The organism is Teichococcus oryzae (genome assembly GCF_008386565.1).
Taxonomy (GTDB): domain Bacteria; phylum Pseudomonadota; class Alphaproteobacteria; order Acetobacterales; family Acetobacteraceae; genus Pseudoroseomonas; species Pseudoroseomonas oryzae.
Genome location: NZ_VUKA01000001.1, coordinates 1,134,434 through 1,156,781 on the forward strand (window position 1 = coordinate 1,134,434; position 22,348 = coordinate 1,156,781).

22 protein-coding genes are annotated in these 22,348 nt (G+C 69.0%); 7 read left to right on the plus strand and 15 right to left on the minus strand.

The features are described 5' to 3' along the window. Positions 1-15 precede the first annotated feature (15 nt). The 13 genes from F0Q34_RS05240 to hutC form a co-directional block, all read right to left on the minus strand. Entirely contained in the window at positions 16-1,083 is a 1,068-nt protein-coding gene (locus F0Q34_RS05240) for a threonine aldolase family protein (protein WP_149811022.1), read from the minus strand. A 24-nt stretch (positions 1,084-1,107) separates the two neighbouring features. Then, on the minus strand, positions 1,108-1,332 hold the full coding sequence (locus F0Q34_RS05245) for a hypothetical protein (protein WP_149811023.1): 225 nt from the start codon (positions 1,330-1,332) through the stop codon (positions 1,108-1,110). Between the two features lie 17 nt (positions 1,333-1,349). Continuing rightward, on the minus strand, positions 1,350-1,844 hold the full coding sequence (locus F0Q34_RS05250) for a type II toxin-antitoxin system RatA family toxin (RefSeq protein ID WP_149811024.1): 495 nt from the start codon (positions 1,842-1,844) through the stop codon (positions 1,350-1,352). Then, positions 1,844-2,917 carry a lipoyl synthase gene (lipA, locus tag F0Q34_RS05255; protein ID WP_149811025.1) on the minus strand — a complete coding sequence of 358 codons (1,074 nt, stop codon included), beginning with the start codon at positions 2,915-2,917 and terminating at the stop codon, positions 1,844-1,846. The genes F0Q34_RS05250 and lipA overlap by 1 nt, the downstream gene beginning before the upstream one ends. A gap of 101 nt (positions 2,918-3,018) precedes the next feature. Next, positions 3,019-4,413: a dihydrolipoyl dehydrogenase gene (gene lpdA / locus F0Q34_RS05260; protein WP_149811026.1), complete on the minus strand. Its 1,395-nt coding sequence runs from the start codon at positions 4,411-4,413 to the stop codon at positions 3,019-3,021. 16 nt (positions 4,414-4,429) lie between these two features. Next, the gene (locus F0Q34_RS05265) at positions 4,430-4,918 is read right to left on the minus strand and encodes a GNAT family N-acetyltransferase (protein ID WP_149811027.1); all 489 of its coding nucleotides are present in this window, start codon (positions 4,916-4,918) and stop codon (positions 4,430-4,432) included. After that, on the minus strand, positions 4,915-6,237 hold the full coding sequence (locus F0Q34_RS05270) for a pyruvate dehydrogenase complex dihydrolipoamide acetyltransferase (RefSeq protein ID WP_149811028.1): 1,323 nt from the start codon (positions 6,235-6,237) through the stop codon (positions 4,915-4,917). The genes F0Q34_RS05265 and F0Q34_RS05270 overlap by 4 nt, the downstream gene beginning before the upstream one ends. A gap of 14 nt (positions 6,238-6,251) precedes the next feature. After that, positions 6,252-7,667 carry a pyruvate dehydrogenase complex E1 component subunit beta gene (locus F0Q34_RS05275; protein ID WP_149811029.1) on the minus strand — a complete coding sequence of 472 codons (1,416 nt, stop codon included), beginning with the start codon at positions 7,665-7,667 and terminating at the stop codon, positions 6,252-6,254. Between the two features lie 4 nt (positions 7,668-7,671). After that, positions 7,672-8,634, minus strand: coding sequence for a pyruvate dehydrogenase (acetyl-transferring) E1 component subunit alpha (pdhA, locus tag F0Q34_RS05280; RefSeq protein WP_241665327.1), 963 nt, complete (start codon positions 8,632-8,634; stop codon positions 7,672-7,674). A 496-nt stretch (positions 8,635-9,130) separates the two neighbouring features. Then, complete coding sequence (hutI, locus tag F0Q34_RS05285; protein WP_149811031.1) at positions 9,131-10,330, minus strand: imidazolonepropionase; 1,200 nt, start codon at positions 10,328-10,330, stop codon at positions 9,131-9,133. 4 nt (positions 10,331-10,334) lie between these two features. After that, entirely contained in the window at positions 10,335-11,834 is a 1,500-nt protein-coding gene (gene hutH, locus F0Q34_RS05290) for a histidine ammonia-lyase (protein ID WP_149811032.1), read from the minus strand. Next, complete coding sequence (gene hutU / locus F0Q34_RS05295; protein WP_149811033.1) at positions 11,831-13,510, minus strand: urocanate hydratase; 1,680 nt, start codon at positions 13,508-13,510, stop codon at positions 11,831-11,833. Before hutU ends, hutH begins: the two co-directional genes overlap by 4 nt. 20 nt (positions 13,511-13,530) lie before the next feature. After that, entirely contained in the window at positions 13,531-14,271 is a 741-nt protein-coding gene (gene hutC, locus F0Q34_RS05300) for a histidine utilization repressor (RefSeq protein ID WP_149811034.1), read from the minus strand. 75 nt (positions 14,272-14,346) lie between these two features. Here hutC and F0Q34_RS05305 point away from each other — a divergent pair, with 75 nt between their 5' ends. Further along, positions 14,347-15,726: a formimidoylglutamate deiminase gene (locus tag F0Q34_RS05305; protein ID WP_149811035.1), complete on the plus strand. Its 1,380-nt coding sequence runs from the start codon at positions 14,347-14,349 to the stop codon at positions 15,724-15,726. A gap of 21 nt (positions 15,727-15,747) precedes the next feature. Here the strand turns inward: F0Q34_RS05305 and F0Q34_RS05310 are convergent, their stop codons facing one another. Together F0Q34_RS05310 and F0Q34_RS05315 are read right to left on the minus strand one after the other, a co-directional pair. After that, positions 15,748-16,773: a dipeptidase gene (locus F0Q34_RS05310; protein WP_149811036.1), complete on the minus strand. Its 1,026-nt coding sequence runs from the start codon at positions 16,771-16,773 to the stop codon at positions 15,748-15,750. Between the two features lie 54 nt (positions 16,774-16,827). Beyond that, positions 16,828-17,919, minus strand: a complete 1,092-nt coding sequence (locus F0Q34_RS05315) for a serine hydrolase domain-containing protein (RefSeq protein WP_149811037.1) — start codon at positions 17,917-17,919, stop codon at positions 16,828-16,830. Between the two features lie 98 nt (positions 17,920-18,017). On the opposite strand from F0Q34_RS05315, the gene msrA reads away from it, so the two are divergent. The 6 genes from msrA to F0Q34_RS05345 all read left to right on the plus strand — a co-directional run bounded on the left by msrA (position 18,018) and on the right by F0Q34_RS05345 (position 22,321). Then, on the plus strand, positions 18,018-18,575 hold the full coding sequence (msrA, locus tag F0Q34_RS05320; RefSeq protein WP_149811038.1) for a peptide-methionine (S)-S-oxide reductase MsrA: 558 nt from the start codon (positions 18,018-18,020) through the stop codon (positions 18,573-18,575). 254 nt (positions 18,576-18,829) lie between these two features. Next, a complete protein-coding gene (locus tag F0Q34_RS05325; RefSeq protein WP_149811039.1) occupies positions 18,830-19,573 on the plus strand; it encodes a GntR family transcriptional regulator in 744 nt (247 codons plus the stop codon). 115 nt (positions 19,574-19,688) lie between these two features. Then, complete coding sequence (rpmF, locus tag F0Q34_RS05330; RefSeq protein WP_149811040.1) at positions 19,689-19,892, plus strand: 50S ribosomal protein L32; 204 nt, start codon at positions 19,689-19,691, stop codon at positions 19,890-19,892. Positions 19,893-19,924: 32 nt separating this feature from the next. Next, a complete protein-coding gene (gene plsX, locus F0Q34_RS05335) occupies positions 19,925-21,049 on the plus strand; it encodes a phosphate acyltransferase PlsX (protein ID WP_277755248.1) in 1,125 nt (374 codons plus the stop codon). Between the two features lie 23 nt (positions 21,050-21,072). Next, complete coding sequence (locus F0Q34_RS05340) at positions 21,073-22,032, plus strand: beta-ketoacyl-ACP synthase III (RefSeq protein WP_149811041.1); 960 nt, start codon at positions 21,073-21,075, stop codon at positions 22,030-22,032. A gap of 103 nt (positions 22,033-22,135) precedes the next feature. Continuing rightward, the gene (locus F0Q34_RS05345; protein WP_149811042.1) at positions 22,136-22,321 is read left to right on the plus strand and encodes a hypothetical protein; all 186 of its coding nucleotides are present in this window, start codon (positions 22,136-22,138) and stop codon (positions 22,319-22,321) included. The last annotated feature ends 27 nt before the right edge of the window (positions 22,322-22,348 follow it).

The window sequence follows — 22,348 nt, forward strand, 5'->3', positions numbered from 1 at the left end:
GCGCAGGACCCTGGTTCAGGCGCGTGCCGTGATGGCGCGGATCAGGCCGAGGCTTTCCTCCACCATCGCCGCCGTGACGTCGAGGTGGAAGCAGGCGCGCAGCCGGCCCCCGAGGCTCGACACCTGCACGCCCTCCAGGCGCAGCGCGGCGACCAGCGCCCCGGATGCGACGCCGGCGCCGGAGGGGTCGAAGAACACCAGGTTGGTGTCGGGCTCCTCCACCGTCATGCCCGGGATCTGCCGCAGGCCACGGGCGAAGGCGCGGGCATTGGCGTGATCCTCAGCCAGCCGCTCCACATTGTGGTCGAGGGCGTAGAGGCACGCGGCGGCGCAGATCCCGGCTTGCCGCATCGAGCCGCCGAGGCGCTGCTTCCAGTGCCAAGCCTTGTCGATGAACTCGGCGGACCCCGCCAGCACCGCGCCAAGCGGCGCGCCCAGGCCCTTGGTGAAGTCGAGCCACACGGAGTCGAAGCCCGCCACCATCTCGGCGGCCGGGATGCCGCTGGCGACCACGGCGTTCATCAGCCGGGCGCCATCCATGTGGGTGGCCCAGCCCTGTTCCCGCGCCACGCCGACCAGCGCCTCCAGCCTGGCCTGAGGCCACACCGCGCCGCCGCCGATATTGGCGGTCTGCTCCACCTCCAGCAGGCGCTGCGGGGGCGAATAGCGGCTGCGGTGCCGGATCGCGGCGCGCAGCGCCTCCTCCGTGAACATGCCGCGCTCACCCCGCAGGGGATGGATCTGCACGCCGGACAGGGAAGCGTGGGTGCCGCCCTCGCTGGCCAGGATATGCGCGGTTTCATGCGCCAGGACCTCATCGCCATGGCGGCAATGGGTGCGGATGGCGATGACGTTGCACATGGTGCCGGAAGGCAGGAACACCGCCGCCTCCTTGCCCAGCAGCGCCGCCATGCGGTCGCACAGGGCATGGACGGTGGGATCGTCGCCATACTGCTCGTCCCCCACCTCGGCCCGCATCATCGCCTCCTTCATGGCGGCGGTGGGGCGGGTCTGGGTGTCGGAATACAGGTTGATGCGGACGGGCGGAGCCCCGGCAGGCGGGCGGGGCGGGGCATGCACCATGGGCGGAACCTTTCGGGCCTGGGATCAATCCGACATGTCGGCAATGCTGGCGCGGAGGCTGCGGATGATGCGGCGCAGCAGCAGGACCGCGCACAGCGCGGCCAGCGCCGGCATCAGCCATCCAGGCAATTCCTGGAGCCAGGCCGGGCCGGAGTCTCGCCAAAGGGCCAGCGCCCCGAAGATGAGCAGGAGAACGATGAACTTCAGCATTGCCGAAGGCAGGATGGCAGGCCAGGTGCCTGCCGTCATCCTGCCTTTCGCGGTGCCTACTCGGCCGCCGGCGTCCCGCCCGCCGCCGGCTGCGCCGAAGCGGTGGCGGTGGCCTGGCCGTTGCGGCCATACAGCACCATGGCCCGGCGCTCGAAGGCACGGACCATCAGCCGCACCGCCTCGTTGAAGACGGTGCCGATGACCGCCTGGAGGAGGCGGGACTTGAACTCGAAATCCACAAAGAAATCGACCTCGGTGCCGCCCTCGATCGGAATGAATTTCCAGGTGTTGTTCAGGTAGCGGAAGGGGCCGTTCTCATATTGCACGCGGATGCCATGCGGCCGGTCCAGCGAAACGCGGGACCGGAAGGTTTCCCGGAACATCTTGAAGCCGATGGTCAGGTCCGCCAGCAGCTCCGTTTCCGTGTGCGACACGATGCGCGCGCCCACGCACCAGGGCAGGAATTCGGGGTAGCGGCGCACATCCGCCACCAGGTTGAACATCTGCTCCGGCGTGTAGCGGAGGATGCGCTTCTCGGCGTGGGTCGGCATCAGTCGGCCGCGATGGCGCGAAGCTGCGCGTTGCGGGCATCCCGCAGGGCCGCGAAGTCACGGTCGGCATGGTAGGAGGAGCGGGTCAGCGGCGTCGCGGACACCAGCAGGAAGCCCTTGCCGCGTGCCATCCGGGCATAATCCTCGAACTCCACCGGCTCCACGAAGCGGTCCACCGCCGCGTGCTTCACCGTGGGTTGCAGGTATTGGCCAATGGTCAGGAAGTCGATTTCGGCGCTGCGCATGTCGTCCATAACCTGCAACACCTCCATCCGGGTTTCACCCAGGCCCACCATCAGGCCGGATTTGGTGAAGATCGAGGGATCGAGCGCCTTCACCCGGTCGAGCAGCCGCAGCGAATGGTAGTAGCGCGCGCCAGGCCGGATGGTGGGGTAGAGCTTGGGCACCGTTTCCAGGTTGTGGTTGAACACGTCCGGCCGCGCTTCCACCACCACTTCCAGCGCGCCATCCTTGCGCAGGAAGTCAGGGGTCAGGATCTCCACCGTGGTATCCGGCGCGGCGGCGCGGATCGCGGCGATCACCTCCGCGAAGTGGCGGGCGCCGCCATCCTTCAGGTCGTCGCGGTCGACGCTGGTGATCACCACATGGCGCAGGCCGAGCTTGGCCACCGCATCGGCGACGCGGCGCGGCTCATCGGCATCCAGGTGCTTGGGCTGGCCGGTGGTGATGTTGCAGAAGGAACAGGCACGGGTGCAGATCTCACCCATGATCATCATGGTGGCGTGGCGCTGCGACCAGCATTCGCCGATATTGGGGCAGGCCGCTTCCTCGCACACCGTCACCAGCTTGTTGTCGCGCATCAGGTTGCGCGTCTCGTGGTAGATCGGGTGCGTGGGGGCCTTGACCCGGATCCAGTCCGGCTTGCGCTTGATGGGATTGTCGGGACGGTGCGCCTTTTCCGGGTGGCGCAGCTTCTTGGCGTCAGGCGCGGCGGCGGCTTGCAGATGCGCGGGCAGGGCGGCGGCCGGAGCCTCGTCCGGCAACCTGGCGGTGCCATCCGCATTGGAAACCGCGCCGCCGGCCCGGTGGTCGATCAGGATACGCGTGGCCATTCGGGAACCCCGGTGCAGTGCCAATGGCGGCGAAGCCGCCGCCATTTCCCCTCTATATGAGCAATCCGCGCGCGGATGCGAGGCTTCCGCGCCGAATGGGCTCAGATGTGGATCACCCGGCCATAGGCATCAAGCACCGACTCATGCATGGCTTCCGAGACGGTGGGGTGGGGGAAGACGGTGTGCATCAGCTCCGCTTCCGTGGTTTCCAGGGTGCGGGCGATGGTGTAGCCCTGGATCATCTCGGTCACTTCCGGCCCGACCATGTGGGCGCCGAGCAGCGCGCCGGTCTTGGCATCGAACACCGTCTTGACGAAGCCTTCCGGCTCGCCCAGCGCGATGGCCTTGCCATTGCCGATGAAGGGGAAGCGGCCGACCCGGACCTCGTGCCCGGCTTCCTTGGCGCGGGCCTCGGTCAGCCCCACGGACGCGACCTGCGGCCGGCAATAGGTGCAGCCCGGGATGTTCGACACGTCCATCGGGTGCGGGTGGTTACCGGCGATGGCCTCCACCACCACGATGCCCTCATGGCTGGCCTTGTGTGCCAGCCAGGGCGCGCCGGTCAGGTCGCCGATGGCATAGACCCCGTCCTCACCGGTGCGGCCGAACTCGTCGGTGACGATGTGGGTCTTCTCGACCTTCACCTTGGTCCCCTCGATGCCGATATTCTCGACATTGCCGACGATGCCCACAGCCGAGATCAGGCGGTCCGCCTGGATCTCCTGGACCTTGTTGTCCACCTCGACCACCACGGCCACGCCGTCGCCGGTCTTGCGGACGCCCTGCACCTTGGCCGAGGTCAGCACCTTCATCTTCTGCTTCTCGAAGGACTTGCGGACAAAGGCCGAAACCTCGGCGTCCTCCACGGGGAGGATGCGGTCCATCGCCTCGATCAGCGTCACCTCGGCGCCCATGTTCAGGAAGAAGGAGGCGAATTCGGAGCCGATGGCGCCGGAGCCGATCACCACCAGCTTCTTCGGCATGGTGTCGGGCACCAGCGCCTCGCGGTAGGACCAGATCAGCTTGCCGTCCGGCTCGATGCCGGGGATCACGCGGGCGCGGGCGCCGGTGGCCAGGATGATATGCTTGGCCGCGATCTCGGCCACCGGCTTGCTGTCCTTGGTGACGGACAGCTTGCCCGGGCCGGCCAGCTTGCCGTGGCCGTCGAACACCGTGACCTTGTTCTTCTTCAGCAGCCCCTTCACGCCGGCGGAAAGCTGTCCCGATACCTGACGGGACCGCTTCACCACCTTGGCGAAGTCGAAGCGCGGATTGTCGGCGGCGAAGCCGTACTGGTCGAGGCTGTGCAGCAGGTGGTTGATCTCGGAGGCGCGCAGCAGCGCCTTGGTCGGGATACAGCCCCAGTTGAGGCAGATGCCGCCCAGATGCTCGCGCTCCACCAGCGCGACCTTCATCTTCAGCTGCGCCGCGCGGATGGCGGCGACATAGCCACCGGGGCCGCCACCCACCACCACCAGGTCGAACTGCTCGGCCATGTTCTGCTTGTCCTCGTCAGGCCCCGGCGGCGAAGGCGGTCAGCGCCTCGCCCGAAAGCCGTTGATCGGTCCATTCATCCTGCGCCACCGCGCCGATCCGCCGGTAGAAGGCGATGGCCGGCTCATTCCAGTCCAGCACCGCCCATTCCACGCGGGCATAGCCGCCCTCCACCGCCTGCTGCGCCACGGCCCGGAAGAAGGCGGTGCCGATGCCAAGGCGGCGGTGCTCCGGCCCGACGAACACATCCTCGATCCAGAAGCCGGCCTTGCCGGTGAAGGTGGAGAAGGTCTCGTACCAGAGGCAGAAGCCCACCGCCTCGCCATCCACTTCCGCGATCAGGCCGCGGACGCGCCTGGTGGCCAGCGCGGCGTAGAAATCCTGCGCGCTGGCCTTCGCCTCGTGCCCCAGCTTCTCGTATTCCGCCAGCGCGACCACCAGCCGCGCCACCGTTTCGGCATCGCGCGGCCGTGCCTCGCGAAGGGTAAAGCCGGGGTCGCCGCTCACAACATCAGGCTCAGAGGGTCCTCGACCACCTTCTTGAAGGCAGCGATGAACTCGGCGGCCAGGGCGCCATCCACCACGCGGTGGTCGACCGACAGGGTGCAGGTCATCACCGTCGCGATGGCGAGCGCGCCATCCTTCACCACCGGCCGCTGCTCCCCGGCGGAAACCGCCAGGATGCCGGCCTGCGGCGGGTTGATGATGGCCGAGAAGTCGCGCACCCCGAACATCCCCATGTTGGAGATGGAGAAGCCGCCGCCCTGGAACTCCTCGGGCTTCAGCTTGCCCGACTTGGCGCGGGCGGCGAGGTCCTTCATCTCGTTGGAGATGGCGGCCAGGCCCTTCTGGTCGGCCTTGCGGATGATCGGCGTGATCAGCCCGTCGGGGATCGACACCGCCACCGAGATGTCGACATCGTGGTACTGGATGATCGCGTCATCGGTCCAGGTGGCGTTGACGTTGGGATATTGCCGCAGCACCCGCGCCACCGCCTTGATCACCAGGTCGTTGACCGAAAGCTTGAAGGCGCCGGGGCCTTCCTTCGGCGCGCGGGCGTTGAGGTCGGCGCGCAGCTTCAGCAACGCATCCAGCTCGATGTCCATCGAGACGTAGAAATGCGGAACGGTCTGCTTGCTCTCGCTCAACCGGCGCGCGATGACCTTGCGCATCGAGCTGTTCGGCACGGCGGTGTGCGGCGCCGTGATCGTGGGTGCCGGGGCCTTGGGTGCTGCCGCCGCGGGGGCCGCCGGCGCGGTGGCGGGGGCGGCCCCCGCTTCCGCTTTGGCGGGCTGCGGCTTGCCGGCGGCGCCTTCGATATCGGCTTTCACGATGCGGCCATTCGGGCCGGAACCCTGGATGCCGGACAGGTCGATCCCCGCCTGCTGCGCCATGCGCCGCGCCAGCGGCGAGGCGAAGACGCGGCCATCCGTGCCGGCGGAAGGAGCGGGCTTCTGCTCGGGGGCAGGGGCGGCAGCCTTGGGCTGCTGCTCGGCCGGGCTGGACGCGGGCTTGGCTTCCGGCGCGGCTTCCTGCTTCGGCGCGGGCTTGGGGGCGGCGCCGGCATCGGCCGGAACCTCCTCGCCTTCCTCGACCAGGATGCCGATGGGGGCATTGACCTTCACCCCCTCGGTGCCGTCCGGCACCAGGATCTTGCCGAGGATGCCCTCATCGACAGCCTCGAATTCCATGGTGGCCTTGTCGGTCTCGATCTCGGCGATCACGTCGCCGGCCTTCACCGCCTCGCCTTCCTTTTTCAGCCAGCGCGCCAAGTTCCCCTCGGTCATGGTGGGGGACAGGGCGGGCATCAGGATGTTGGTGGCCATGATCCCGCTTCCCCTTACTTCCGGTAGGTCACGCTTTTGGCGGCGTCCACCACATGCTCGATGGTCGGCAGCGCCAGCTTCTCAAGATTGGCCGCGTAGGGCATCGGCACGTCCAGGCCGGCCACCCGGACGGGCGGCGCGTCGAGATGGTCGAAGGCGTGCTCGATGACCTGCATCGCCACCTCGCAGCCAATGCCGGAGAAAGCCCAGCCTTCCTCCACCGTGACCAGCCGGTTGGTCTTCTTCACCGAGGCGACGATGGTGTCGGTGTCGAGCGGGCGGATTGTGCGGAGGTTGATGACCTCCGCGTCGATGCCGTCCTCGGCCAGCTTCTCGGCAGCCTTCAGCGCCAGACCGACCTCGATGGAGAAGGCGACGATGGTGACATCCTTGCCCTTCCGCTCGATCTTGGCCTTGCCGATGGGCAGGATGAAGTCGTCATCCACCGGGCATTCGAAGCTCTGCCCGTAGAGGATCTCGTTCTCCAGGAACACCACCGGGTTCGGGTCGCGGATGGCGGCGCGCAGCAGGCCCTTGGCATCGGCCGAGGACCACGGCGCCACGACCTTGAGGCCGGGAACATGCGCGTACCAGGAGGCGTAGCACTGGGAGTGCTGCGCCGCCACGCGCGCGGCGGCGCCGTTCGGCCCGCGGAAGACGATCGGGCAGCCAAGCTGGCCGCCGGACATGTACAGCGTCTTGGCGGCGCTGTTCACGATCTGGTCGATCGCCTGCATGGAGAAGTTGAAGGTCATGAACTCGACGATCGGGCGCAGGCCGGTGAAGGCCGCGCCCACCGCCATGCCGGTGAAGCCATGCTCGGTGATCGGGGTGTCCACCACGCGCTTCGGGCCGAACTCGTCGAGCAGCCCTTGCGAAACCTTGTAGGCGCCCTGGTACTGCGCGACTTCCTCGCCCAGCAGGAACACCTTGTCGTCGAGGCGCATCTCGGCGGCCATGGCATCGCGCAGCGCCTCGCGCACGGTGATGCTCCGGGTCTCGCCCCATTCCTTTTCCGGCTCCGGCGCGGCGGGCTGATGCTCGGCGGCGGCGCCTTCCTTGCGGGCGGCGCCACGGGCGGCGACGGCGCCGTAATCCTCGGCTTCCTTGGCCACCTTGGCGGTCTCGCCGCCGGCCTGCACGGCGTTGGAAACCGGCTGCTCCGGCCCATGCGAGGCATTCTCGCCATCGCCGCCGTCGAGCTCGGCGATCACCGAGTTGACCTGCACGCCCTCGGTGCCCTCGGGCACCAGGATCTTGGTGATCTGGCCCTCATCGACGGCTTCCACTTCCATGGTCGCCTTGTCGGTCTCGATCTCGGCGATCACGTCGCCGGCGGCGACGGTGTCGCCTTCCTTTTTCAGCCAGCGCGCCAGCTTCCCCTCCGTCATGGTCGGGGAGAGGGCGGGCATCAGGATCGTGGCACCCATCGTCTCAGCGGGCCTCCAGCAGGATGTCGGTCCACAACTCGCTTTCGTCGGGCTCCGGCGAGGTTTGGGCGAATTCGGCGGCATCGGCGACGATGCTCTTCACCTCGTCATCGACGGTCTTGATCTTGGCCTCGTCAAGGCCGCCCTCAAGCAGGAGCCTGCGCAGCGTTTCGATCGGATCGTGCTGCTCGCGCATCTTCTGGACTTCTTCGCGGGTGCGGTACTTCGCCGGGTCGGACATGGAATGGCCGCGATAGCGGTAGGTCTTCATCTCCAGGATGTAGGGGCCCTTGCCTTCGCGGCAGTGGGCCACGGCGCGCATCCCGGCCTGGCGCACCGCCTGCACGTCCATGCCATCCACCTGCTCGCCCGGGATGCCCCAGGGCGCACCGTCCTTGGAGCGGTCCTTGGAGGCGGAGGCCCGCTCGGCCGAGGTGCCCATGCCGTATTTGTTGTTCTCGATCACATACACGACGGGCAGCTTCATCAGCGCCGCGAGGTTGTAGCTCTCGAACACCTGGCCCTGATTGGCGGCGCCATCGCCGTAATAGGTCAGGCAGACGGCGCCGTCGTCGCGGTACATGTTGGCGAAGGCGAGCCCGGTCCCGAGGCTGACCTGGGCGCCGACGATGCCATGGCCGCCATAGAAGCCCTTCTCGCGGCTGAACATGTGCATCGAGCCGCCCTTGCCCTTGGAGTAGCCGCCCGAGCGCCCGGTCAGCTCCGCCATGACGCCGCGCGACTCCATGCCCGTGGCCAGCATGTGGCCATGGTCGCGGTAGGAGGTGATCACCTGGTCACCCGGCTGCAGGCACATCTGCATGCCGACCACCACAGCTTCCTGACCGATGTAGAGGTGGCAGAAGCCGCCGATCAGCCCCATGCCGTAAAGCTGGCCGGCCTTCTCCTCGAAACGGCGGATCAGCAACATGTCCCGGTAGGCCTGCAGCAGCTGGTCCTGGGTCATGGCCCCGGTGCTGTTGCGTGTTCCGGCAGGGGTGGGCGTTGCCGTCGCCTTGCCGCGACGCTTGGTGGGGCCCGCTTTGGCGGCTTGGACCATCCGGCTGCTCCATTCTGCCCGCCGCCCGCACGGAATTGGCGGAGGCGCATAGCCGAAATACGAGGCGCAGCGGCGTCCTGCAAGCCGCAGGGTCTTGCTAAGTCACTGATGCTGCGGTGCAATATAGATATTAACCGAATTGTAGTTAAAGAGGCTTGGCCGCTCCGCGCCGCCCGCGTGTCATGGAACCTGACGGAGCGCCCGTTTCCAGGGCCTTCGGCATGAATCTTCCGCCTGAAGCCATCCTGAATGCACCATGCCACGCCATCCGCCAGTTCCATTCAGGAATGGGCCGGACGAAAGACACGACAGGAAACGGCTTTCCACCGCTCGGAAGCCTAATTCCTCCCGCCGGCGGTGAGTTGCAGCCGGCGGGGCACCAGGTTGATGAGCCTTCCCGGTGTCATCGCCCCGCCACAACACGCCCGATGCAAGGATTGCCGGCCATCCAGTAGCACAGCTCCGCCGGGCGCCCGACCCGGAACAGCGCGAGGTCGGCGCGCAGCCCCGGGCGCAGCACGCCGCGATCTCCCAGTCCAAGCGCCGCGGCGGCATGGCGCGTCACGCCCAGCAATGCTTCCGCCACCGTCAGCCGAAACAATGTGCAGCCCAGATTCAGCATCAGCAGCAAGGAGCGCGCCGGGGAGGAACCCGGGTTCATGTCGGTGGACAATGCCAGCCGAAGTCCCGCCTCCCGCATGGCGGCGATATCAGGCTGCTTCGCTTCCCGCAGGAAATAGGTGGCGCCGGGCAACAGCACCGCGACGCTGCCGGCCGCCGCCATGGCGCGCAGTCCCTCCGGATTGGCGTGCTCCAGATGGTCGGCCGACAGCGCGCCGAAGCGCGCCGCCAGCGCCGCCCCATCAAGGTCGCAAAGCTGGTCGGCATGCAGCTTCACCGGCAGGCCGGCCTGCCGCGCCGCCTCAAACACCCGCGCGGTCTGCGCCGGCGAAAAGGCGATGCGCTCGCAAAAGGCATCCACCGCGTCGGCAAGGCCGGAGGCGGCCGCGATGGGAATGGCCTCCCGCACGACGAAATCCGTGTATGCATCGGCACCGCCCGGACAATCCGGCGGCACGGCATGGGCCGCGAGCAGCGACGTGACCACCTCCACCGGATGCCCGGCGCCCAGCCGCCGGACCACGCGCAGCATCTTCATCTCGCTGGCCAGATCGAGCCCGTAGCCGGACTTGATCTCCACCGTGGTCACGCCCTCCGCCATCAGCCCGAGCAGGCGTGGCGCCGCGCTTTCCAGCAGTTCCGCCTCGGAAGCGGCGCGGGTGGCCCGCACCGTGGAGAAGATGCCGCCGCCGGCGCGGGCGATCTGCTCATAGGTGGCGCCTTCCAGGCGCTGCTCGAACTCCGCGGCGCGGTTGCCGCCGAACACCAGATGGGTGTGGCAGTCGATCAGGCCCGGCAGGATCCAGGCGCCGCCGCAATCGATGGTTTCGCCGGCCGGGCCGGGCAGGGCGCGGCGCGGCCCGACCCAGGCGATGCGTCCGCCCCTTGCCGCCACCGCGCCATCCTCGATCAGGCCCAGCGGCGCATCGGCGGGGCCGTCCATGGTGGCAAGGCTGGCATTCGCCCAGACCCGGTCGAACACCGGCTCAGCCCTCTGGAGTCACGGCCAGTTCGCCCCGCTCCACCAGGCGCTTGGCGGCGGCGATGTCGGGGGCCATGAGCCGGTCCTCGTCCCAGGGGGCGGCCACGTCCCGGATGCGTGCCAGCACGCTTTGCAGAACCGGGGAGGTGGCAAGCGGCGCGTGAAAGCCGATGCCCTGAGCGGCGGCCAGGAACTCCACCGCCAGGATGCCGGCGGTGTTCTCCGCCATGTCGGGCAGGCGAAGGGCCGCGCCGGTGGCCATGGACACATGATCCTCCTGGTTGGCGCTGGTGGGCAGGCTGTCCACCGAGCGCGGCGCGGCCAGGGCCTTGTTCTCGCTCGCCAGCGCCGCGGCCGTCACCTGGGCGATCATGAAGCCCGAATTCAGCCCGCCCTCCCGCACCAGGAAAGCCGGCAGGCCGGAGAGGGCGGGATCCGTCAGCAGGGCGATGCGCCGCTCGGACAGGGCGCCGATCTCGGCGAGTGCCAGGGCGATGGTGTCGGCTGCGAAGGCCACCGGCTCGGCGTGGAAATTGCCGCCCGACAGCACCTCGCCCTCGGCGGTGACGAGCGGATTGTCAGTGACGGCATTGGCCTCCCGCCGCAGCACCTCGGCGGCGTTGTCGAGGATGTCGAGGCAGGCGCCCATCACCTGCGGCTGGCAGCGCAGGCAATACGGGTCCTGCACGCGCGCATCGCCCTGGCGGTGGCTGTCGCGGATCGCGCTGCCTTCCAGCAACCGCCGCAGGATGGCGGCGGCACGGATCTGCCCCGGCTGGCCGCGCAGGGCGTGGATGCGCGGGTCGAAGGGCGTGTCGGAGCCGCGCGCGGCGTCGGTGCTGAGCGCGCCCGCCACCAGCGCGCTGCGCCACAGCGATTGCGCGGCGAACAACCCGGCCAGCGCCAGCGCCGTGGAAACCTGCGTGCCGTTCAGCAGCGCCAGCCCTTCCTTGGGGCCCAGTTCCAGCGGCCGCAGGCCGGCGCGCTTCAGCGCCTCGGCGCCCGGCAGCACGTCATCGCCCAGCATGGCCTCGCCTTCGCCGATCAGCACCAGCGAAAGATGCGCGAGAGGCGCCAGGTCCCCGGAGGCGCCGACGGAGCCGCGCGCCGGGATGGCGGGCAGCACGCCGAGGTTCAGCAACGCCAGGAGTTGCGTGACCACTTCCGGGCGCACCGCCGATGCGCCGCGCGCCAGGGACAGGGCCTTCAGGGCCAGGATCAGCCGGACCACTGGTGCCGGCAAAAACGGCCCGATGCCGGCGGCGTGCGAGCGCAGCAGGTTGCGTTGCAGCTTCCGCAGGTCATCGTGGTTGATGCGCTGGCTGGCCAGCTTGCCGAAGCCGGTGTTGACGCCATACAGCGCCTCGCCGCCCTGGATGCGCGCGGCCAGCGCGTCGACGGATGCCTGCACCGGCCCATCCCAGCCTTGCGGCAAGGCCAGGGGTTCCCCTTCCATGACAAGGCGCAATTCGTGCAGCGTGGCGCCGCCAGGGGCAATGATCATCGGCTGGTCTCCAGCATCGGCAGGTCGAGGCCCTGCTGCCGCGCGCAATCAATGGCGATGTCGTAGCCGGCATCGGCATGGCGCATCACGCCGGTGGCGGGATCATTCCACAGCACGCGCTTCAGGCGGCGCGCCGCATCCTCCGTGCCGTCGGCCACGATCACCATGCCGGCATGCTGCGAATAGCCCATGCCGACGCCGCCGCCATGATGCAGGGAAACCCAGGTCGCGCCGGACGCCGTGTTCAGCAGCGCGTTCAGCAAAGGCCAGTCGCTCACTGCATCCGATCCGTCGCGCATCGCTTCTGTCTCGCGGTTGGGGGAGGCGACGGAGCCGGAATCCAGATGGTCGCGCCCGATCACGACCGGCGCCGAAAGCTCGCCTTTCGCCACCATCTCGTTGAAGGCGAGGCCGAGGCGGTGCCGCTGCCCCAGCCCGACCCAGCAGATGCGCGCCGGCAGGCCCTGGAACCGGATGCGCTCGCGCGCCATGTCGAGCCAGCGGTGCAGGTGCGGATCGTTAGGGATCAGCTCGCGCACCTTGTCGTCGGTCTTGAGGATATCCTCGGGGTCGCCCGACAGCGCAGCCCAGCGGAAGGGGCCGATGCCGCGGCAGAACAGCGGGCGGATATAGGCGGGCACGAAGCCCGGGAAGTCGAAGGCATTGGCCAGGCCTTCATCCCTGGCCATCTGGCGGATGTTGTTGCCGTAGTCGAGCACGGCGCTGCCCATCTTCTTGAAGTCCAGCATGGCCTGCACATGCGCCACCATGCTGCGCCTCGCGGCGGCGGCCACGGCCTGGGGGTCGCTCTCGCGCTTCGCTTCCCATTCGGCCAGCGACCATCCGGCGGGCAGGTAGCCATTGGCGGGATCGTGCGCGCTGGTCTGGTCGGTCACGATGTCGGGCACCACGCCGCGCCTGACCAGCTCGGGGAAGATCTCCGCCGCGTTGCCGAGCAGGCCGACGCTGACCGGCTTCCTCTCGATGCAGGCGGCACCGATCATCGCCAGCGCCTGATCGACCGAGGTGGCTCCGTGATCCAGATAGCCGGTCTGCAGCCGCTTCTCGATGCGCGAGGGCTGGCACTCCACCGCCAGCACCGATGCGCCGGCGAAGACCCCCGCCAGCGGCTGCGCGCCGCCCATGCCGCCAAGGCCGGCGGTGAGGATCCAGCGCCCGGACAGGTCGCCGCCGAAATGCTGCCGCCCGGCCTCGGCGAAGGTCTCATAGGTGCCCTGCACGATGCCCTGGCTGCCGATATAGATCCAGGAGCCGGCCGTCATCTGGCCGTACATCATCAGCCCGGCGCGATCGAGCGCGTTGAAATGCTCCCAGTTCGCCCATTTCGGCACCAGGTTACTGTTGGCGATCAGCACGCGCGGCGCGTCCTTGTGCGTCTCGAAGACGCCGACGGGCTTGCCGGATTGCACCAGCAGCGTCTGGTTCTCCTCCAGCCGCTTCAGCACGGACAGGATGGCCTCGTAGCTTTGCCAGTCCCGCGCGGCGCGGCCGATGCCGCCATAGACGACCAACTCGCCGGGGCGCTCGGCCACTTCGTCGTCGAGGTTGTTCATCAGCATCCGCATCGCCGCCTCGGTGGTCCAGTGGCGGGCGGTGAGGGTGCTGCCGCGCGGGGCGCGGATCGCGGGGGCGTTGCGGAAGCGGCTGTGCGACATGGACGTTCTCTTCCGATGGTTCAGTCGAGCGCGCCGCCGAGGCGGTAGCGCGAACCGGGATGGGTGAGGAAGGCGCGCGTCGCCACCACCTGCCAGGACCAGGTGCGGCGATGCACCAGCAGGCAGGGCTCGTCGGGTGGGATGTCCAGCGCCTGAGCGATGAAGGCATTGGGCCGCACCGCTTCCACCACATGCTCCAGCCGTTCCGGCGGCGCGCAGGCGGTGAGGTAGCGATAAGGCGTGATGCGGGTGAAATCCTGCTCCAGGAAGCGCGGCGCGATCACCGGGTTGGCGTAGCGGTCCTCGAACTGCACCGGCACGCCGTTCTCGCTGTGTACCAGGCGGCAGCGGAACAGCTCGGCATCCTCGGGCAGTCCGAAGGCGGCGGCGAGGGCGGCATCGGCGCGGCAGCGGCCCTGGTCCAGCACGCGCGCGGAATGGCGACTGCCCCGCGAGGCCATTTCCTCGGCGATGTCGCGCAGCTCCAGCAGGGGGGATTGCGGCTTGGCGTCGGCGACAAAGGTGCCCACGCCCTGCACCCGCACCAGCAGCCCGGCATCGGCCAGTTCGCGCAGGGCACGGTTCACCGTGACGCGGGACACGCCGGTCAGCTTCACCAGCTCGTTCTCGGAGGGCAGGCGCTCGGCTCCGCCCCATTCGCCGCTGGCAACGCGGCGCAGGATCATGGCCTTGATCTGCTGATAGCGCGGCGTGGCGGGGGAGGGCGCCGGATGCGGCGCCAGGATTCCAGGAGACGACATGACAGCAGCATGGGTTGTCTTGACAAGCCTCGTCAACCAGGAAGACGATCTTCCCGTTCCAGGGAGCCATCTGCCATGCCACGTTTCTTCGCCCGCGATGCTCTGCTGCCGACGGGCTGGGCGCGGGATGTGGCGATCAAGGCGGATCGCACCGGCAGCATCAGCGCCGTCACGCCGGATGTCAGGCCCGAGGAGGCGGAGATCCTGCCGGGCGTGGTGCTTCCCGGCATCCCCAACCTGCACTCCCATGCCTTCCAGCGCGCCATGGCCGGCCATGCCGAGCGCCGGTCGCCCCTCGATGCGCGCACTGCCGAGGGAGGCCAGGATTCCTTCTGGACCTGGCGGACCACCATGTACCGCTTCGTCGAGCGGTTCACGCCCGAGGATGCCGAGGTGGTGGCGGCCCAGCTTTACGCCGAATGCCTGGAATGGGGCTTCACCAGCATCGCCGAGTTCCACTACCTGCACCACCAGCCGGATGGCGCCCGGTATGCCGAGCCCGCGGAGATGGCGTTGCGGCACCTGGCGGCGGCGCGGCAGGCGGGCATCGGCATCACCCTGTTGCCCAGCCTGTATCGCCATGGCGGCATCTTCGGGCGCGATCCGGCGCCGGGTCAGCGCCGCTTCCTCAACGATCCCGAAGGCTATTTCCGCATTGTCGAGGGAATCCGTGCCGCCACCGTGGATGACCCGCAGGCCGGGCTCGGCCTCGCGCCCCATTCCCTGCGCGCCGTGACGCCCGCCATGCTGGCGGAGCTGTCGCGCTTCGATGGCCCGATCCACATCCATGCCGCCGAGCAGCAGCGCGAGGTGGCGGAATGCCTGGCCGCTACCGGCGCGCGGCCGGTGCAGTGGCTGCTGGCGAACCTGCCGTTGGACCGGCGCTGGTGCCTGATCCACTGCACCCACATGACGGAGGCGGAAGCCGCTGGCCTTGCCCGCTCAGGCGCCGTGGCTGGCCTGTGCCCCAGCACCGAGGCGTCGCTGGGCGATGGCATCTTCAGCCTGCCGCCCTTCCTGGCGGCGGGCGGGCGGATCGGCTTCGGCACGGACAGCCATGTCGGCACCTCGCCACGCGACGAGATGCGCCAGCTGGAAACCAGCCAGCGCCTGATGCTGCAGCGCCGCTCGGTGGCGACGGAGGAGGCCCGCCCGCATCCCGGCCGCAACCTGCTGGAAGCGGCGGTCGCGGGCGGCGCGCAGGCCAGCGGCCGGCCCGTCGCCGGCATCGCGCCCGGCCAGCGCTGCGACCTTGTGGTGCTGGACCCGGAGCATCCCTCGCTGTGCGGCCGGCGTTGCGATGAGTTGCTGGATGCCTGGGTGTTCAGCGGCCAGAACAATCCGGTGCGGCAGGTGGTGGCCGGCGGTCGGGTGGTGGTGCGGGACGGGCGGCACGTCGCGGCCGAGGCCATCGCCCGGCGTTTCCGCGCGGCGATGCGAAGGCTGGCGGCATGACCCCGGCCGGCGGTGGCGTGTTCAGCCGCCGGCGGCCACCGCCTCGGCAGCCCGCATGACGCGCAGGAAGTTCCCTGACCACAGCAGGGCGATCGCCTGCGCGTCGTAGCCCCGCCGCAGCAGCTCGGCGGTGAGGCCGGCGCTCTCGCCCGCATGCATCCAGCCCGTCACGCCGCCCCCGCCATCGAAATCGGAGGACAGGCCAACATGGGCAATGCCCATGCGGTCCACGGCGTAGTCAACGTGATCGGCCATGTCGGCCACGGTGGCGTGAACCTTGCCATCGGCGCCGGGGCCGCGGAGGAAGCCGCCCACCGCGGTGATCTGCATCAGCCCGCCCGAGGCGCGCAGCGCGTCCATCTGCTCGTCATCCAGGTTGCGCGGATGGTCGCGCAGGGTGCGGCAGCAGGCATGGGTGGCGACAACCGGCGCGCGGGACAGCTCCACCGCCTGCATCATGGTGCTCTTGGCGGAATGGGAAACATCCACCATCAGGCCCAGGGCGTTCATCTCGGCGATGGCGGCGCGGCCGAGCTCGGACAGCCCGCCATGCAGGGAAGGGCCGTCCCCCAGGTCCGGCCGGGGAATGGCGGCATCGGCCAGGGCGTTGTGGCCGTTATGGGTGATGGTGACATAGCAGGCGCCGAGGCCCCGCCAGAGCGCCAGCCGCGACAGGTCCTCACCCATGCCATAGCCGTTCTCCACCGCGAGCAGCACGCCGAGGTTGCGGTTGCCCGCCAGCGCCTCCAGCTCCGCGGCGCGGGTGACGATGCGGCAATCCGCCCCGGCGCCGGTGGAGCGGATGACGCGCAGCATAGCCTCGGCGCGCAGGGTGGCCTGGGCGTGCTGCTCCGGCGTGCGGGGGCCTTGCGGAAGGTAGGCGGCGAACACCACCGCCCGGAGGCCGCCCGCGCGCATCTTGGGGAAGTCAACGCAACGTTCCGTGGCATCGCGCGGGTCTGGCGTGTCGGGCCAGGGAATGTCCACATGCGTGTCGAGCGTCAGCGTCGCGGCATGGACGGTTGTGGCGGGAAGGCTGTCTGTCATGAATCGTCCGCGGCGTTGGAGGGCGGCGCAGCGTCCGCCCCCCGGCGCCCGGCGTCAACCGGCTGCCAGCGCCGCCGTGACCTTCTCCAGCGTCGCCGGCAGCGCCGCCGGATTCAGCCAGCGGAACACCCCCACCAGCTCGTTGCGCGGATCGATCCAGATCACGTTGCCGCCCGCGCCCTGCGCGAAGAAGCTTTCCCGGCTGGCGGCGGGATAGCGCCCCTGGCCGTTCAGCCACCACAGCAGGCCGTAATCCGCGTTCAGCCGGCAGGGTGTGGTGCAGGCGGTGACCCAGCCTTCCGGCAGCACGCGCTGGCCATTCCAGGTGCCGTCCTGCAGCATCAGCTGGCCGATCCGTGCCTGGTCCTCGGCATGGGTGAACACGCCGCCGCCCCAGTGGCCGCCGCCGGACACGGACTGGATCTGCCGCCCGTCGATCTCCACGAAGCTGGTGCGGTAGCCTTCCCAGCGGCCATCGGCGCTGCCGCCGACCGGGCCGGCGATCCGCTCGGCGAACACCTCGGGCAGGGGGCGGCGGAAGCGGTGCAGCAGCGCCAGCGACAGCGCGTTCACCCGGATGTCATTGTATTCCCAGTAGGTGCCCGGCGCCTGGAGCGGCCGGTCCATGCGCTTGGTGCTTCCGCCCTCGCGCTTCAGGTCGCGGCCGCGGTCGATCCGGTCGGCCTTGCCGAACAGCGTGCCTTCCCATTCGCTGGTCTGCTCCAGCAGCATGCGCCAGGTGATCTGGCCGTTGCGGGATCCGGCGAAGGCGGGGTCGGATACCGTGTCGGATATCCGGTCATCCAGGCTGCCGATCAGCCCGTCGCCCAGCGCCAGCCCGGCCAGCAGCGCGAGGTAGCTCTTGGCCACGCTGAAGGTCATGTCCACCTGCCGCGTGTCGCCCCAGCGGGTGACAAGCCGGCCGCGCCGCAGGATCAGCCCGTTCGGCGCGCCGCGCGGCGCCGTGTTGCCAAGCACCTCATTGTCCGGCGGCGCCTCGAAATGGCCCGATTCGAGGTGCCGCAGCAGGTCGCGCGGGAAGGGGCTGTCCTGCGCCTCGGCGAAGGTGACGGCCTCCTGCAGGAGGTGGGGATTGAAGCCGGCCTCGGCCGGATCCTGGGGTTCGAAGGGGAAGCGTGTGTCCATGAGCGCCACGGTGCCGTTCACGCGTGGCCTCGGCAAGCCATGGGGATGCGGGCCGGCATGCGCGACCCTATTTATCGGGGCGAACAAGGAGGAATTTCATGTCAGATACCCCCAAAACGGAGATCGCCATCCTGGGCGGCGGCTGCTTCTGGTGCATCGATGCCGCGCTGCGCGAGGTCCAGGGCGTCACCGAGGTGGTGTCCGGCTATGCCGGCGGCCATGTCGCGAATCCGACCTATGAGCAGGTCTGCGGCAAGGGAACTGGCCATGCCGAGGTGGTGCGCGTCGCCTTCGACCCGTCCGTGCTGTCCTATGCCGACCTGCTGCGGATGTTCTTCACCCTGCATGACCCGACCACGCCAGACCGCCAGGGCGCCGATGTGGGCCCGCAATATCGCAGCATCATCCAGTTCACCTCGGAGGCGCAGGCTGAAACGGCGCGGGGAGTGATGCGGGAGATCGAGAAGGCCGGCATCTGGCCGGGCACGCTGGTGACGCAGCTGGAGCCCGCCGGAACCTTCTGGCCCGCCGAGCCGGAGCACCAGGATTATTTCAACCGCAATCCCTGGGCCGGCTATTGCCGCGTGGTGGTGGCGCCGAAGGTGGGCAAGTTCCGCAAAAGCTTCGCCGCGCGGCTGAAGCCCCAGGCGGCCTGATCCAGGGGGCCAAAAGGCGGACGGCGCCCTGGGCAGTGCCGGGCGCCGTCAAACGCTACTCTCTGGAAGTTCCTTGGCGGAACTCTTCCTCCCCAAACTCGGCCTGCGTTGCAATCCCGAGGACCTCTTTCTAGCAGGTCTTGTATAAGACACAAGTCTGCAGTTGCGGGCCTTGATTGCGCTGCGCGAATAGGTGAACACAGTTTATGATGCAGGTGCTAACAAAGCCTGCCGCCGGAGCTTCGCGTCCCACCATGCCCATTGCCGCCCCGCCCGCCGCCGCCCGGCTGGACGCCCGTCCCCTGTACCGTCAGGTGGAAGAAATCCTGCTCGGGCGCATCGCGGGGGGAGAATGGCCGCCCGGCCATGCCCTGCCGTCCGAGCCCGAGCTGGCAGCCGAGCTTGGCGTGTCGCAAGGCACCGTCCGCAAGGCCATGACCGCGCTGGAGCAGCGTCATGTCATCGAGCGCCGCCAGGGGCGCGGCACCACGGTGGCGCAGCACAACAGCGAAACGGCACGGTACCATTTCTTCCGCCTGCGCGACCTGACCGGCCGCTCCGTGGTGTCCCGCATCCTGGTGGTGTCCTGCGGCCATGGCCAGGCGGAGCCGTGGGAAGCGGCGGCTCTGGGAATCGGAGAAGGCGCGCCGGTGCATCACCTCCGGCGAATCCGCCTGCTGGACGGCTCCCCGCGGATCTTCGAGCGCTGCACCCTGTCCGCTGCCCTGGTGCCCGGCTTCAGGCTGCCGCCGGGGGAGCTGGCGCAGGAACTCTATGTTCACCTGCAGCAGGTGCATCAGGTGACGATCCGCCGTGCCGAGGAGGAGCTGTCCGCTTCCGCCGCCGATGCCGAAACTGCCGAGGCCCTTGGCAAGCCGGCCGGCACGCCCCTGCTGATGGTGCAGCGAATCGCCTATGACGTCGCCGACCGGCCGGTGGAGGTTCGGCTGTCCATGATCGACACGGAGCGCCATCGCTACGCCGTGCACCTGGACTGAGGCGCGCGCGGACGGCGTTCTGCTTGCACCGAGGGGGGCAGGGTGGTAATGGCCGCGCCTTCCTGTTTGACCGCTGCACTGAACAGCGCATCGTTGAAAAGAGAGGCCCGGCGCCATGGCCGTTCCGAAGAAAAAGGTTTCGCCCTCCCGCCGCGGCATGCGTCGCAGCCACGAGGCTCTGTCCACGCAGGCGCACCATGAGTGCCCGAACTGCGGCGAGCTGAAGCGCCCGCACCATGTCTGCGCGTCCTGCGGCCATTACGACGGCCGTGAGGTTGTGTCCGCTGGCAAGCCCCTGAAGGCAGCCGTCCGCGTCTGACGCAGTCCCAACTGGCCGGGGAACACGCCATCTTGTCGCAGGCGAGCACGCCAGAGGACGGTATCGCTTCGGTGCCGCCAGCGTCGAGCTTTGACCTCGCCATCGACGCCATGGGGGGCGACAACGCTCCCGAAGCGGTGCTCGATGGCCTGGAAAAGGTCGCGGAACGCCATCCCAAGGCCCGCATCCTCCTGGTCGGTGACGAGGTCCGGCTTGGCGCGCTGTTGTCGCGCCGGCCGGGAGCGGCGCGCATCTGTTCCCTGCGCCATGCGCCGGATGCCGTTCCGGGGGACATGAAGCCCACCGCCGCGCTGCGGATGCGGCAATCCTCCATGCGAATCGCCATCGACGCGGTGGCGGCGGGGGAGGCGGCCGGCGTGGTGTCCGCCGGCAACACCGGGGCGCTCATGGCGCTGGGCAAGATCGTGGTGAAGACGCTGCCGGAGATCGACCGGCCGGCGCTCGCCGCCATCGGTCCGTCGGCGCGCGGCGACGTCGTGCTGCTGGACCTGGGCGCCAATGTGACGTGCGACCCGCGCAACCTCGTCGAGTTCGCGGTGATGGGCGATGCTTTCGCCCGCGTCGTGCTCGGCCTGCCCGAGCCCTCCATCGGGCTGCTGAATGTCGGCAGCGAGGAGCTGAAGGGCGACGACCGCGTCCGCCAGGCCGCCGAGATGCTGCGGGATTCGGTGCTGGCCGCCAATTTCCACGGCTTCGTGGAGGGGCATGACATCACGGCCGGCACGGTGGATGTGGTGGTGACGGATGGCTTCACCGGCAACATCGCTCTGAAGACCGGCGAAGGCGCCTTCAAGCTGATGGGGGGGCTGCTGAAGCAGGTGTTCACCTCCTCCCTTCTGGCCAAGCTGGGCTATCTGCTGGCCAAGCCGGCGCTGGAGCGGCTGCGCGACTTCATGGACCCGCGCCGCTACAATGGCGCCGTGCTGATCGGCCTGAACGGCGTGGTGGTGAAAAGCCATGGCGGCACCGATGGCGTCGGCTTCGCCCATGCCGTGGATGTGGCCATGGACATGGTGAAACACCGCTTCAACCAGCGTATCCGCGAGAAGCTTGCCACCCTGCCGCCCAAGGGGCAGGCGCTGGAGGCCAGCGCCGGCGAAGCCGGGCCGGCGATCTCCGGCGCCGATCTCGGCTGACGCGCGCACCGGAACCCCTTGCCATGACCCTGCGCTCGCTGATCGCCGGAACCGGCGGCTACCTTCCCGACACCGTGCTGGACAATGATGCGCTGGCCGAGCGCTATGGCCTCGACACCTCGGATGCCTGGATCCAGGAGCGCACCGGAATCCGACAGCGGCATCTGGCGGCGCCGGGGCAGATGGCGAGCGATCTTGGCGCCTTCGCCGCGCGGGAAGCGCTGGAGCAGGCCGGGATCGATGCCGGTGCTGTGGATGGCATCATCGTCGCCACCGCCACGCCCGATGCGGTGTTTCCATCCACCGCGGCGCGGTTGCAGGCCAAGCTGGGCATCACCCAGGGCTTTGCCTTCGACGTGGCGGCGGCCTGCACGGGCTTTGTTTACGCCCTGTCGGTGGCGGATGCGATGATCCGGGCCGGGCAGGCCCGCTGCGTCCTGGTGGTGGGAGCCGAGGTGTTCTCCCGCCTCATGGACTGGACCGATCGCGGGACCTGCGTGTTGTTCGGCGATGGCGCGGGCGCCGTGCTGCTGCGCGCTGCCGAGGCGGCCGAAGCCGGTGACCGCGGCGTGCTGTCCTGTCATCTGCATGCCGATGGACGGCATGGCGACATCCTCCAGGTGGAGGGCACTCCGGGCCTGTTGCGCATGGCCGGCCGCGACGTGTTCCGCCATGCCGTGTCCAAGCTGGCTGCCGTGGTGGACGAAGCTCTGGCCGCCAACAACCTGTCCACCAGCGACGTGGCCTGGCTGGTGCCGCATCAGGCCAATCTGCGCATCATCGACGCCATGGGCCGCAAGCTGGGCCTGCCGGCGGAGCGGGTCGTGGTGGCGGTGGACCGGCACGCCAATACCTCGGCGGCCTCGATCCCTCTGGCCTTGGCCGAAGCGGCGCGGGATGGGCGCATCAATCGGGGCGACCTGGTGTTGATGGAAGCGATTGGCGGCGGGTTAACATGGGGTGCGGCGCTCGCCCGTTTTTGAAGAACTGGCGCGGCTGTTCCTGAATCTGAAACTATTTTCCTCAGGCGGCGTTCCGGGCTGAAATGGCGCTTGGCCATTTTGATGCCGAGACGAGGATGCCCCCATGTCCCAGGATGTTCCACAGGCTCTCCTGACGCCAGCGGCTGGGCGCGAATCCTGGCGCCGTTCGCGCCCCGCCTATCACCCCGAGGAAGGGTCGGCGGACCGTTCCGACTGGCTTAGCCTCCTCAAGGCCGCCATTCTCCTTCTGGTGCCAGTGGCGATGCTGGCATTGCTGCTGACCCGGTAGGCCTGCGGGCAAAAGGGCTCCCGCCTG